This window comes from Kitasatospora sp. NPDC004615 (assembly GCF_042873545.1).
Classification (GTDB): Bacteria; Actinomycetota; Actinomycetes; order Streptomycetales; family Streptomycetaceae; genus Kitasatospora.
On record NZ_JBIALQ010000002.1, the window covers coordinates 621,780 to 634,307 of the forward strand.

A 12,528-nucleotide genomic window follows, 5' to 3' on the forward strand; every position below is an offset into this window, starting at 1 on the left:
CCCACCGCAAGATCGCGATGCAGGCAATGACTTGAACACTGCTCGCGACCTTGCGGACGTGGCTTGCGCTTGTCGCGCAGTTCCCCACGCACTACCCCCTGAGCGTCGCGAGGATCCGCACCGCCGACATCCCCAGCTCCGGCGTGACAGCCGCGCTGGGTGCGAAGTGCCGCTCGAGGACGTCCTCCGTGTACCGCCGGCACTGCTGGTGCCAGTGCAGCACGGCGGCCATCCAGTCCTCCAGCTCGTGGACGTACCCGTCGATCGCCTCCGACGCCTCGCCATCCAGACCGAAGTCCTGCTTCAGCAAGGGCAGTTCACCCTGCACCACGTGCTGGAACTGGTTCAGCCGCGAGCCCATCAGGTCCGCGACGATGTCCACCGCGACGGGGTAGTCGCAGGAGAAGAAGTTCTCCACCACCCGGACCAGGTTGTGGAACTCGCCCTCGTACTCGATCTCCTTCTGGTACGAGTGCAGGTCATTGACCAGGCAGGCGTAGTCCGCCGCCGAGTTCTCGATCGCCCGCATGGTGCCGCTCTCGTACACCGCCTCGGGAATGGTCTCGCCGCGCCCGAGCCGGGACAGGCTCATCGTCAGGTCGGACCCGAAGGTGGCGCGTCGCATCTCGATGTAGTCGACGGGGTCGGGGATGCGGTTCTGCGCGCCGTTGGCGAGCTCCCACAGCCAGCTGTCGATCATGTCGCCGACGGCCTTGCGGAACTTGGCCCGGGCCGAGGTGGAGAAGGGCGCGCTGGTGCGCTGCCAGAGGTCGGCGAGGCCGGCTTCCAGGGCGTTGCGGGGCTCGAAGGGGAGGCTGCCGTCGAGCGTCATCAGGGCGTAGAGCCGCTCGTTGGTGGCCTTCGCGCCGGCCAGGTCGCGGGGGCGGCCGAAGACCGGGGGGTAGTAGTCGTCCGCGTAGGTGCCCCAGGTGAGCCAGGCGGAGCTGAGGTCGAGTTCGGCGGCGGTGCCGTCGGGGTCGATGCCGGCGGCACACAGCGGGAAGTCGTAGTCGCGGAGCTTCTGTTCGTTCCAGATGTCGGAGGCGGGGACGCCGGGCTCCGGGTCGAGCAGGCCGAACTCGCGGGCCCAGTCGATGACGTTCTCGCGGGAGGCGTCCAGGTGCGGGTTGAGCGAGACGGCGTACGGCATCGGGAAGTCGGGCATCCGCGAGGGCCCGACCTTGCGGTGCGGGGTGTGGGCGAAGCTGCGCAGGCCGCGGATGCCCGCCGCGAGGCGGATGTTGGCGGCGGAGGTGCCGAGGCCCTTGGGGCCGAGGACGGGGGCTGCCGCGCCGCCGCCGTTCATGTAGCGGCTGGAGCGCATGTGCCATTCGTGGCCGCCGGATTGCCAGTCCTGCATGCCCTTGACGTAGGCCAGGACGCGGGCGATCTCCTCCGGGTTCAGCGCGTGTTCGGCGAACAGGCCGGGGAGTTCGGTGAGCGCGGTGTTCTCGAACTGCTGGAGGCGGGACGTCAGCAGGTCGTTTACCGCGTCCGCGGCCTGCTGGGTGGAGCAGCCGAGGAAGGTCTCCAGCACCAGGACGCCGTTGGAGAGTTCGCCCTCCTCCTGGATCTCGCGCTCGTACGAGAACAGGTCGTTGCGCAGGTGCACGCCGTCGGAGAAGGCGTCGCGCAGGACCCGCAGCGGACGGGAGTACGCGACCGCCTCGGGCACCTCGGCGTGTGCGGCGTACTCGATCAGACCGGCCGACCAGGGGGCGCCGCCGACCTTGCGGCGCATCTCGATGTACTCGACGGGGTTGGAGACCCGGCCCTCGTTGATGTTGGAGAGCTCCCAGAGGGACTCGTTCAGCAGGTTCCGGGTGGACTCGGCGAACCGGGCCCGCCAGTCGGCCGACATGTGCGGGACGGTGCGCTGCCAGAGGTCCGCCAGGCCCGCCTCGACCGGGTTGGTGGCATCGGGGAAGCCGTCGGCGAGGTCCATCGGCATGAAGGCGGGCAGCCGGTCCAGGTAGGCCTTGCCGCCCTCGCGGTCGAGGGTGCGCTTGAAGATCTCCAGGAAGTGGTCGTCGAAGAAGAAGACCCAGGTGTACCAGTCGGTGACGAGGTCGAGTGCCTCGCTGTCGCAGTCGGGGTGGGTGTAGGAACAGAGCAGCGCGTAGTCGTGCGAGTCGAGATCGTGCTCCTCCCAGATGCCCGATCCCTCCAGCATGCCGAAGTCGCGTGCCCACTCCTTGGTGTGCACCCGCGCCTTCTCGTAGTGCGGGTTGATGCGCGCCGGGTACGGCACGTAGAAGTCCGGCAGTTCGAACGGCTGAGCCACTGGGTCCCGCCCCTTTTCGACGACAGAGATCGGCGCGATGCCTAACGAGCCCTCCGACCCTCGGTCACCGCTACCCGGCTCCGCCGCCCCGACGCCACAAACCACTCGTACGAGTGAACTCGGGGACGATCGCGTGACATTGGGTGCTGTCGGACCCCTCCGCCAGACTGTCACCGCCCGCCTCCCCCGCCCCTTGGAGCCTCGCATGGCGTTCACCGACGAGACCTGGCGCCTGCTGCGCGGCGAGGAGTTGGTCGGCGAGATCCGCATCACCGAAGCCGACTTCCCGTGGCTGTCCGGCGATTTCCTGCCCGGCCCGGGCTGGCCGGCAGCCGAGCCCGGGTTCGCCGAGAGCCTTCGGCTGGTCGAGGCCGAGGAGTGGGAGGCGTGGGACCCGTTCTACACCGCGCTGACGAAGAACTGCACCCTGCACGCCCCGGACGGCCCGGTCGCCGAGTTCCTGCTGCACATCGAGCCGCCGCAGGCATGGTTCCGCTTCAGCGAGGAACCGTTCGAGGACGACTGACGCACCGCCCGTCAGGCCTGTGGCTGGAAGATCCGGGCCTCCGCCAGGTCGCTGCTCCAGTCGACCTGCCAGCCGCGGCTTGCGGCCAGGGCGGCCAGCCCGTCGAGGCCGATGCCCCGGTAGTAACGCCGCCGGATGCTCGTCCTGGGCATCAAGTCCTTGCCCTTGTACTTGTAGCGGTACTTCTTGTTGTGCTCCAGCCGCGACCGCACCCTGGCCAGCTCCCGTTCGATGCCCCGGTCGAGCGCCCGCGCGGCCCACGCCTCCCACTCCTCGCGGGTGCCGTGCCGCTCCAGGCGGTAACGGCTCGGCGTGAGAACGAACTTGGACGCACCGGGCTCGGCCGTGCCGTCGAGCGCCACCGAGCCGTCCAGGAAGTCCCAGAGGACCCGGATCGGCAGCCAGAACCACTGCAGCGCGAACTGGAGCCGCAGCCCGAACGCAGAGCGCTGCGGCAGTGGGCCGGTACGGAGGCCGGGCGGGGCCGGTGGGTGCCAGTCGCTCATCCGAATGCCTCCAGGGTCTTCACGTCGTCCGGGCCGAGCAGTGCACGCTCCGAACCGCAGTTCGATCTTCGTACACCAAGCGCAGGGTATCTTCCGCCGCCGAAGAGGCCGACGGGGCGTCAGGGCAGCGCGAGCACGAGCGGCCGGACGGGGCTGCCGGGGTCGAGGCGGTAGCTCCAGTCGGCAGGCACCAGCAGGCACTGGGCGGCGCGCAGGCGCAGCGTGCTGCGGCCGGCGGCGGAGCCGGGGGGCGGGCTCAGCTGGACCGCCGCGGCGCCGCGCCGTTGCACCAGCAGCACGGCGACCTGGCCGTGCTGCCACGGTCCGGCGAGGCGGTCGGGGACGGCCAGGACGGGGCGGGCCAACTCCCGCTCCAGGGCGGCGGCCAGCGCATCGGCAGAGCAGTCCGGGGCCGGTTCCTGCTCGCTCCACATCAGCGCCGGCCCGGAGCGGGCGGTGCCGCCCCGCAGGAAGGCCGCCAACTCGACGACCTGGCCGTCAGGTTCGGGGGACCGCCGGTCCTCCCCTTCGTACCACTGCACGACTGCCCCCTCCGGAGCGGGCGCCGAGCCGTCTCGGGCACCGCCGAACCATCCTGGGCCGCTCCCAAACCTGATGGACAGTCACGAGATCGCGTGACACCCGACCCCGTACAACCATCCGGCAGGACATGGCCTTTCAACCGATTTGACCTGTTTCGCCCCCTGGTCACTTTGCTGCCAGCGCAGTTGATGAGGTGGCCACCCGGTGGTCCGGCGGCGGCCCGGCGGACATGCTGGATGCAGGCCGAGCAGCACCGGGCAGCACCGCCCGACCGGCCCGCTCCCCACCCCACAACCGCCCTCGGAGGCCCCCATGAAGCGCGCCCTCGCCCTCGCCGCCGTCACCGCCGCGGCCCTGTTCGCCGCCGTTTCCCCGGCCTCCGCCGACACCGCCGCCCCGACCGGCTCCACCACGCTGCAGCAGCAGGTGACGGTCGACCTGCCGGACACCCCGCTGGACGGCGACACCTCGTGGGGCGGCGCCTGCGAGACCCCCCTCTGCAAGCCCTGGAACTGACCCCCGCTGCCACCTCGACCTCCGGGAGTTCTCCATGCACACCTCCACCGTCCAGCACCCCGCTGCCACCGTCGGGTTCAGCCGCCGCGAGCTCCAGGTCCTGCACCTGGTCGGCGAGGGCGCCAGCTATGCGACGATCGCCCGCCGGCTGGGGCTCAGCCCGCACACCGTGGACACCTATCTGCGCCGGATCCGCGCCAAGTCCGGTGTCAGCTCGCAGGTCCAGCTCGCGCTGCTGGCCTCCCGGCTGCCCACGCCGGCAGCCGCCTAGGAAGGGGCGAGGGGTGCAGCTAGGTGCACCCCGGCCGGGCAGGTGGCTGCAATGGCACGAGAAGCGCCGCCCGGGATCGTCATGGGTGACACGACGATCCCGATCGAGAGGCGAACTCCCATGCGGAACACCCGGGCCACCCGGACCGGCTGGTTCGGCCCCGCCGCGCTCTTCCTCGCGGTGGCCTTTCCGGCCGCCGGCCTGCTGGGCGCGGTCCAGCCGCTCACCGGACTGCCCGATGAAGTCCTCCAACTGACCCAGTTCGGACCGGCGTTGGGCGTGGCCGCGGTCGCCCTGATGCGGCCGTCGCAGGTATGGGGCCTGCTGACGGCCGGCGGGGCACGCGGCCCGCGCGGGGCGCTGCTGCTCAGCGCCGTGGCGATCACCGCGCTGGCGGTGGCCGGCGCCCTGCTGCTGCACGGCGGTGTCCCGGTGCGCAACCCGGGTTCGCTGGCCGCCCCGTTCGGCGTGGTGGTGGTCGCCCAGTTCGTGGGCGCCTGCGGCGAGGAGATCGGCTGGCGCTGCCTGCTGCAGCCGCTGCTGCGCACCCGTTTCGGCCCGCTCGGTTCGTCCGCCGCGGTCGGTCTGCTCTGGGGCGCCTGGCACGTGCAGGTGTTCGCGCAGGCCCCGGCGTACGCGGCCGGGTTCCTGGCGGCGACCGTCGCCATGTCGGTGCTGCTGGGCCTGGCCTGGGAGCGGATCGGCGCCCACCGGCTGCTGCTCGCCGGCGGCTTCCACACCCTGGTGAACCTGGGCATGCTGCTGTTCCTGGACGAGGAGTCCGGCGCGGTGGAGCCGATGCTGCTGTTCGGCGCGGCGAGCGTGCTGGTCGCGCTGCCCTGGGTCCTGGCCGACCGCCGCCCGGCCCGGGCGGATAGGCTCGCGACGACATGACGGACCGACAGATGCGCTTCCGGGGACCACTGGTCGCCCTGGCCCGCTGCCAACGACTCTCGCTGGACGCCCTGGTGACGTCACTGCGGGGGCTCGCGGCGCTCGGCGCGCTGACACTGCTGCCGGTCGGCCTGGGTCTGCTGCTCCTGCCGTCCGCGGCCGGCCTGCTGCGCCGCGGCAGCGACCGCGAACGCGACCGCACCGCCCGCTGGACGGGCACCGTGCTCGACGATCCCGAACCGCTGCCCACCGCCCCGACCGTCACCGGCCGGGCGGTGGCGGTGCTCGGCTCGCACGCCTTCTGGCGCGACCTCGCCTGGTCCTGCTTCGGCCCGTGGAGCACCGGCCTGCTGGTCGCCGTCCCGCCGACGCTGGTCGGCTTCGGTCTGTTCGGCGCGCTGGTGCAGCCGTTCATCTGGCAGTACCTCGGCCCGGACAACTGGTACGCCTTCGTCCCGGTGGAGTCCACCGGCACCGCGCTCGCCGCCGCCGCGCTCGGCCTGGCCTTCGTCGCGGGGGGCCTGTGGCTGACCGTCCCGGTGCTGGTCCGCTACGGCGAGTGGACCGGCAAGCTGCTGGGCGACCCGTACGCGACCCGGCTGGAGCGCCGGATCGGCCAGCTGACGGACAGCCGGGCCGACGCCCTCGACACCCAGGCCGCCGAACTGCGCCGGATCGAACGCGACCTGCACGACGGCGCGCAGGCCCGGCTGGTCGCCCTCGGCCTGACCCTCGACCAAGCCGACCGGCTGGTCGACAGCGACCCGGCCGCCGCCCGCCGGCTGCTCGGCGAAGTCCGGGCCAGCTCCGAGCGGGCCCTGCAGGAGCTGCGCGACCTGGTCCACGGCATCCTCCCGCCGGTACTCGCCGACCGCGGCCTGCCCGACGCCGTCCGCTCGCTCGCCCTGGACGCCTTCCTGGACGTCGAGGTGGACGCCGACCTGCCCGGCCGGCTGCCCGCCGCCGTCGAGGGCGCCGCCTACTTCGCGGTCGCCGAACTGCTCGCCAACGCCGGCAAGCACTCCGGCGGCCGCACCGTGCGGATACGACTGCGCTGCGCCGACGGCCTGCTGCGCGCCACCGTCACCGACGACGGCCGGGGCGGCGCCGACCCGGCCCGCGGCAGCGGCCTGGCCGGGGTGCGCCGCCGACTGGCCGCCTTCGACGGCACCCTCGCCCTGGTCAGCCCGCCGGGCGGACCGACCACCGCGACCCTGGAGCTCCCGTGCGCGTCGTCCTCGCCGAAGACCTCTTCCTCCTCCGTGACGGCCTGAGCCGCACCCTCGCCGAACACGGTTTCGAGGTCGTCGCCGCCGTCGACAACGGCCCCGAACTGCTGCGCGCCCTGCGCGAGTTGCGCCCCGACGTGGCCGTCGTCGACATCCGCCTACCGCCCACCCACACCGACGAGGGCCTGCAGGCCGCGCTGACCGTCCGCCGCGAACGGCCCGCCCTGCCGGTGCTGGTGCTGTCCCAGTACGTGGAGCAGCTGTACGCGCAGGAACTGCTCGCCGACGGGGAGGGCGCGGTCGGCTACCTGCTCAAGGACCGGGTCACCCACACCGCACAGTTCGTCGACGCCGTCCGCACCGTCGCCTCCGGCGGCACCGTGATGGACCCGCAGGTGATCGCCCGCCTGATGGCCCGCTCCACCGCCCGCGGCACCACCGCCGACCTGTCGCCCCGCGAACTCGACGTACTGCGCCTGATGGCCGAGGGCCGCTCCAACGCCGCGGTGATGGCCGAACTGCACATCGGCGAGAGCGCGGTGGCCAAACACACCGCCGCGATCTTCGGCAAGCTCCGGATCGACAACACCCCCGACGCCAACCGCCGCGTGCTCGCCGTCCTCGCCTATCTGAAGCGCTGACGCCCTGGCGCCGCGCAGTCGGGCTCGCAGGGTCCTGAGGAACCGCCGAACCTGGAGTGCCTCTTTGCTCGCCGAACCCTCCCCCGCGCCGCCTCTGCCGCCCGCCATCGGCACAGGTCAGGACGGCCGGGCCCGGGAGGCGTTCTTCGACAACGCCAAACTGCCGGCCCTGGTCCTGGTGGTCTGCGGGCACTTCTGGGAGCCGCTGGCCCGGCAGCCCGGGCACCGGGCGGTGCACGCGGCGTACCTGCTGGTGTACGCCTTCCACATGCCGGTGTTCGTGTTCGTCTCCGGCTGGTTCTCCCGGTCCTTCACCGCCCGGCCGCACCAGGTGAACCGGCTGATCGGCGGCGTGCTGGTGCCCTACCTGCTGTGGACCACGCTGCTCGGCCGGTACACGGCGTGGCTGAACGGCCGGGCGTTCACCCTGGACCTGCTCACGCCCGCCTGGGTCACCTGGTTCCTGCTGTCCCTGTTCCTGTGGCGGCTGAGCGCACCGCTGTGGCGGCAGCTGCGCGCGCCGATCACCGTCGCCGTCGCGATCGCGCTGCTCGCCGGGGCGCTGCCGCTCACCCCGCAGCTCTCGATCGGCCGGACCCTCCAGTTCCTGCCGTTCTTCGTGGCCGGCCTCACCCTCGACCGCGACAAGGTCCTCGCCCTGCGCGGCAACCGCGCCCTGCGGATCGCCGCCGTCCCGCTGTTCGCGCTCGCCGCCGTCGCCGCGTACCGGGCGGTGCCGCGCCTGGACGCCGCCTGGCTGTACCGCAGCATGAGCGCCACCGGCCTGCACTCCGGCTACCTGCGCTGGGCAGCCCTCTCACTGGCCCTCGGCGTCGCCGGGGCGGTGCTCGGCGCGGCCTTCCTCGCCCTCACGCCCACCCGCCACGCCTGGTTCACGGCGCTCGGCGCGGCCGGCATGTCCGCCTTCCTGGTGCACCCGTTCGTCCAGCTCGCCCTCGTCCACCAGGGCGCCTACGACGGGGCCTTCCTCGCCTCCGCCCCGGGCCACCTCGCCCTCACCGCAGGGGCCGCCGCACTCGCCCTGCTGCTGTCCACTCCCCCGGTGGCCCGCCTGCTGCGGCCGCTGCTCGCCCCGCGACTCGGTCTGCTGCTGCGTCGCCAGAGCCTGTCCCCGGAAGCCGGTCCGCCGCCCGCCCGTGATCGCTAAGCTGCCGGGGCGGTGGTGGAACGATCACGGAGGAACGGTTTGCGGGGCGAGTGGATCAGGGTGCCGGTCGGCGACGACTCCGCACGGTGGACCACCCGGGGCGAGTGCCGGCGGGTCCTGCTGGTGGCACACAACGTCACCTCGGCGACGCGGCTGCTCGACGTGGTCGGCCTGTTCCGCGACGACCTGCGCGTCCAACTGCTCGCCACCTGCCCAGGCAGCTCCCCGTTCCGCTCCGGACTGCCCGAACTCCTCCACTCCCTGGGCGTCCCCGTCGTCCCCTGGGAGCAGGCCCTCGAGCTCGCCCCCGAGCTGGCGATCTCGGCCAGCTTCGGCGGTCAACTGCACGAGCTCAAAAGCCGGTTGATCGTCCTCTCGCACGGCGTTGGCTACAATAAGAAGCTGGCAACACCGGACACCGGACACCGGACACCGGACACCGGAGCGCCGGTGTTCGGGCTTTCGCGCGAGTGGCTGCTCCACGACGGGGTCCCGGTCGCCGATGCACTGGTGCTGTCCCACCCCGATCAGCTCGACCGGCTCGCGGCGGCCTGCCCGGAGGCGGCCGGTACGGCGGTGCTCGGCGGTGACCCGTGCTTCGACCGCATCCTCGCGGCCCGCCCCCGCCGCGACGCGTTCCGCCGGGCGTTCGGCGTCCGCCCCGGCCAGCGCCTGATCGTCCTCAACTCGACCTGGAACCCCACCTCGCTGTTCGGCGACGGCGGCGCGGAGGACATACTGCCGCTGCTGCTCTCCCGCCTGCCGGAGCTGCCGCTGGACGAGTACCGGGTCGCCGTCGTCCTGCACCCCAACGTGTGGCACGGCCACGGCCCCGGCCAGGTCCGGCTCTGGCTCGACGGGGCCCGCCGGGCGGGCGTGACGCTGGTCGACCCGGTCGCGGACTGGCGGCAGGCCCTGATCGCCGCGGACGCCGTGATCGGCGACTTCGGCTCGGTCAGCTACTACGCGGCGGCCCTCGGCACCCCGGTGGTGCTGGCGGCGGCCGGCGCATCCGTCCTCGACGACGGCTCCCAGGTCGCCGCGTTCGTCCGCGAGGCCCCGAAGCTCGACCTGCACGCCGCGCTGGCCCCGCAGTTGGCGGAGCTGCTCGCCCGCGGCACGGCACCGGCCGGACCGGCCGAGCTGACCAGCTCCCGCCCGGGCGAGTCCGCCGGTCTGCTGCGCGCGCTGTTCCACCGCCTCCTCGACCTCCCCGAACCGCCCGCCCCCGCACTGCTCGACCTGCTGCCCCTGCCCGCCCACCAGCCGCCCCTGGTGACGGCACCCGTTCGGGTGCTGGCCCACGCCGGCAAGGACGGCACGGTCGAGATACGCCGGTTCGCCGCTCCCCGCCACGAACCGGAGGGCCCCGGCACCGCCCACCTGGTCGCCCACGAGGACACCCTGGACCCGGGCACCCTGGCCCTCGCCGACGTCATCGTCCGCCACGGCACCCTCGACGACCCCCGGCTCGACCCGCCGCTCGCCTGGGCCGATCACACCCTGTCCCGCCACGCCTCCTGCACCCTGGCCGTCCAGATCACCGGCCCGACCACCTGCACGGCCCGCCACCGCTCCGGCGCGAACCTGGAGTTGACCTCCCTCGACGGCCTCGACCCAGCCACCGCCGCCTCCGCCCTGCTCGCCCTCGGCCCGGCCACCGGCACCCTGACCGTCCGCACCGGCACCACGATCCACCGGGTGACGGTCACTCAGCCCCGCTGACGCACAGCTCGGTCACTCGCCCCCGTTGACGCCCAACTCGGTCACTCGCCCCCGTTGACGCCCAACTCGGTCACTCGCCCGCGCCGCCGCACAGCGACCGCAGCACCGCGAGCGGCACCAGGTGGAACACCGCGCCGCCGCGCTCCAGCAGCACCCCGGCCTCGTCCAGCAGCGGCAGCGCCTGCGCCCCGTGCCCCTGGTCGATGAGCGTCTGGACCAGGTCGGTGAGCGCGCGGGCGGTGTTGTAGGCCTCGCCGGTGCCGCGGAAGAACGCCACCGCCTGCTCGATCGACGCCCGGGCCTCCTCGAACCGGCCCAGTCCGCGCAGCGCCCGGCCGCGGTGCCGGGCGAGCAGGGCGCGGGCCCGGGGCAGGTCGGCCTGCCCGCTGTCACCGTCCCCGATGCCGTCGAGCAGTCCGACGGCCCGGTCGAAGCACTGCAGCGCCTCGGCCCAGCGCCACTGGCGCAGCCGCAGCAGGCCGAGCGTCTCCACGGCGGTGGCCTGCCCGCGCAGGTGACCGTCCGACTCCTCCACCTCGGCGGCCAGCACCAGCTGCTGCTCGGCCTCGCCGTACTCCTGCAACTCGGTGAGCGCCAGCGCGAGTTGGACGTGCATCCGGGCCGCCACCGGAGGCCGTACGGCGGATGCGGCCCGCGCACCGGCCCGCAGCGCGGGCAGCAGTTCGTCGTGCCGGCCGGCCTTCAACTGGACCGCCCACAGCGCCTCGACCAGCTGGCAGACCAGGTCGGGGGCGGCGAACTCCTCGGCGGCGCCCACGGCTTCCACCAGGTTGGGCAGTTCCGCCCCGAGCGCCGCCAGCGCCTCGGCCTCGCCGGGGTAGCCGTCCGGTCCGAGCTCCGCGTACAGCGGGCCGAGGTGCCAGCGCTGCGGGAGCGCCGCGTAGTCGGCGCGGACGGCGAGCCGCAGGTAGTGATCGACGGTGCGCCGCACGGCAGTTGCGCAGGCCGCGAGCCCGTCCTCCCGAATGGCTGCTGCCTCGGCGTGCCTGCGGACGGCCGGGCGGTAGCGGTGGCGGCCGTCGAAGGCGGTCTCCAGCAGTCCGGCGGCGGCGAGTTCGTCCAGCGCCTCGGCGGCCTCGGCCTCGGTCAGTCCGGTGGCGGCCGCGGCGGCGGCCGGCCCGATCGCGGGCCACCGGCGCAGCGCGCAACTGCGGTACACCGAGGCGCTGTTCGGCGCGAGGCGGGCGTACCGGTCGGCGGTCGCGGCCTCCACGGGGTCGGCGAAGACCTGCCCGGCGAGCGCCCGCGGCGCGGTCTCGCCCAGCACGGTGGCGGCGGCGCGCAGCGCGAACGGTGAGCCGGCGCAGCGGTCCAGCACCCCGGGCAGGGCGGCCTTGGCGGCGGTGACGGCGTGTTTGCCGGCCAGGTCGGTGAGCAGCCGGCGGGCGTCCTTGTCGGCGAGCGGTCCGACGGGGATGTTCAGCGCGTCCAGCCCGGCCAGCGGGCGGCGCGCGGTGATGACGGTGACGACGCCGGGGGCGGCGGTGAGCAGCGGCCGCATCTGGGCGGCCGAGTGCGCGTGGTCGAGGACGACCAACAGCCGCCGCCCGGCGAGCAGTTGCCCGAACCGTTCGGCCCGGTCCTCGACGGTGGCGGGCAGCTGGTCGGCGGGGACGCCGAGCTTCTGCAGGAAGCGCCGCAGCACGGTGGCCGGGTCGGCCGCGCCCTGCGGTCCGCCGGCGCGCAGGTCGGCGTACAGCTGTCCGTCGGGGAACCGGTGGGCCTCCCGGCCGCCCCAGTGGATCGCCACCGCGCTGGTGCCGATGCCGTCCGGGCCGTGCAGGAGCACCTGCCGGGGCCGGCCGTCCGCCTTCCGTCCGGCTTCCTTGTCGAGCGCGGCGAGCGGCCCCTTGCGGTCGGTGAAGTACCGGGTGGAGACGGGCAGCAGCCGCGGCACCGCGTCGGCCTGCTCGGACTCCCCGTCGGCCAGGCCCGTCAACCACGCGGCCAGCGCCTGGGCGTGGGCCGGATCGCGCCGCGCCCCCTCGACCAGCAGCCGGGCGAGTTCCTCCCGCTCCTCGGCCCCGGAGGGCGCCGCGAGCTGACGGCCGGTCACCCGCTGGGCCAGGTTCCCGATCGACTCCCAGGCCCACTTCCCGGCTTCCCCGGCCATCGCCGAGCCGATCGTGCCCAGCACCCCCGCGACCGCCGAGACCGACAGCGGATCGATCATGCCCCCACCCCTCAGTACCGTGCGCGAAGAC

The 12,528-nt window shown here is 73.6% G+C and carries 12 protein-coding genes; 8 read left to right on the forward strand and 4 right to left on the reverse strand.

Going from position 1 to position 12,528, the window contains the following annotated elements:
• Positions 1 to 91 precede the first annotated feature (91 nt).
• A complete protein-coding gene (locus tag ACFYS8_RS09665; protein WP_387638175.1) occupies positions 92 to 2,284 on the reverse strand; it encodes a germacradienol/geosmin synthase in 2,193 nt (730 codons plus the stop codon).
• Between the two features lie 205 nt (positions 2,285 to 2,489).
• On the opposite strand from ACFYS8_RS09665, the gene ACFYS8_RS09670 reads away from it, so the two are divergent.
• Positions 2,490 to 2,810: a hypothetical protein gene (locus ACFYS8_RS09670; protein ID WP_387638178.1), complete on the forward strand. Its 321-nt coding sequence runs from the start codon at positions 2,490 to 2,492 to the stop codon at positions 2,808 to 2,810.
• 11 nt (positions 2,811 to 2,821) lie between these two features.
• On the opposite strand, the gene ACFYS8_RS09675 is transcribed toward ACFYS8_RS09670, so the two are convergent.
• Both ACFYS8_RS09675 and ACFYS8_RS09680 read right to left on the reverse strand, forming a co-directional pair.
• The gene (locus ACFYS8_RS09675; protein ID WP_387638180.1) at positions 2,822 to 3,316 is read right to left on the reverse strand and encodes a hypothetical protein; all 495 of its coding nucleotides are present in this window, start codon (positions 3,314 to 3,316) and stop codon (positions 2,822 to 2,824) included.
• 119 nt (positions 3,317 to 3,435) lie between these two features.
• Positions 3,436 to 3,858 (reverse strand): hypothetical protein, encoded by a 423-nt coding sequence (locus tag ACFYS8_RS09680; protein ID WP_387638183.1) that lies wholly within the window; start codon positions 3,856 to 3,858, stop codon positions 3,436 to 3,438.
• A gap of 313 nt (positions 3,859 to 4,171) precedes the next feature.
• On the opposite strand from ACFYS8_RS09680, the gene ACFYS8_RS09685 reads away from it, so the two are divergent.
• From ACFYS8_RS09685 to ACFYS8_RS09715, 7 genes are all read left to right on the forward strand, one after another.
• Positions 4,172 to 4,375 (forward strand): hypothetical protein, encoded by a 204-nt coding sequence (locus ACFYS8_RS09685; RefSeq protein WP_387638186.1) that lies wholly within the window; start codon positions 4,172 to 4,174, stop codon positions 4,373 to 4,375.
• Positions 4,376 to 4,409: 34 nt separating this feature from the next.
• The gene (locus tag ACFYS8_RS09690; protein ID WP_387638189.1) at positions 4,410 to 4,646 is read left to right on the forward strand and encodes a response regulator transcription factor; all 237 of its coding nucleotides are present in this window, start codon (positions 4,410 to 4,412) and stop codon (positions 4,644 to 4,646) included.
• A gap of 120 nt (positions 4,647 to 4,766) precedes the next feature.
• Positions 4,767 to 5,540, forward strand: coding sequence for a CPBP family intramembrane glutamic endopeptidase (locus tag ACFYS8_RS09695; RefSeq protein ID WP_387638192.1), 774 nt, complete (start codon positions 4,767 to 4,769; stop codon positions 5,538 to 5,540).
• Positions 5,537 to 6,814, forward strand: coding sequence for a sensor histidine kinase (locus ACFYS8_RS09700; RefSeq protein WP_387638195.1), 1,278 nt, complete (start codon positions 5,537 to 5,539; stop codon positions 6,812 to 6,814). The genes ACFYS8_RS09695 and ACFYS8_RS09700 overlap by 4 nt, the downstream gene beginning before the upstream one ends.
• On the forward strand, positions 6,766 to 7,410 hold the full coding sequence (locus ACFYS8_RS09705; RefSeq protein ID WP_387638198.1) for a response regulator: 645 nt from the start codon (positions 6,766 to 6,768) through the stop codon (positions 7,408 to 7,410). The genes ACFYS8_RS09700 and ACFYS8_RS09705 overlap by 49 nt, the downstream gene beginning before the upstream one ends.
• A gap of 64 nt (positions 7,411 to 7,474) precedes the next feature.
• A complete protein-coding gene (locus tag ACFYS8_RS09710) occupies positions 7,475 to 8,578 on the forward strand; it encodes an acyltransferase family protein (protein WP_387638201.1) in 1,104 nt (367 codons plus the stop codon).
• A 39-nt stretch (positions 8,579 to 8,617) separates the two neighbouring features.
• The gene (locus tag ACFYS8_RS09715; RefSeq protein WP_387638204.1) at positions 8,618 to 10,303 is read left to right on the forward strand and encodes a hypothetical protein; all 1,686 of its coding nucleotides are present in this window, start codon (positions 8,618 to 8,620) and stop codon (positions 10,301 to 10,303) included.
• 70 nt (positions 10,304 to 10,373) lie between these two features.
• Here the strand turns inward: ACFYS8_RS09715 and ACFYS8_RS09720 are convergent, their stop codons facing one another.
• Positions 10,374 to 12,497 carry a tetratricopeptide repeat protein gene (locus ACFYS8_RS09720; protein WP_387638206.1) on the reverse strand — a complete coding sequence of 708 codons (2,124 nt, stop codon included), beginning with the start codon at positions 12,495 to 12,497 and terminating at the stop codon, positions 10,374 to 10,376.
• Between the last annotated feature and the right edge of the window lie 31 nt (positions 12,498 to 12,528).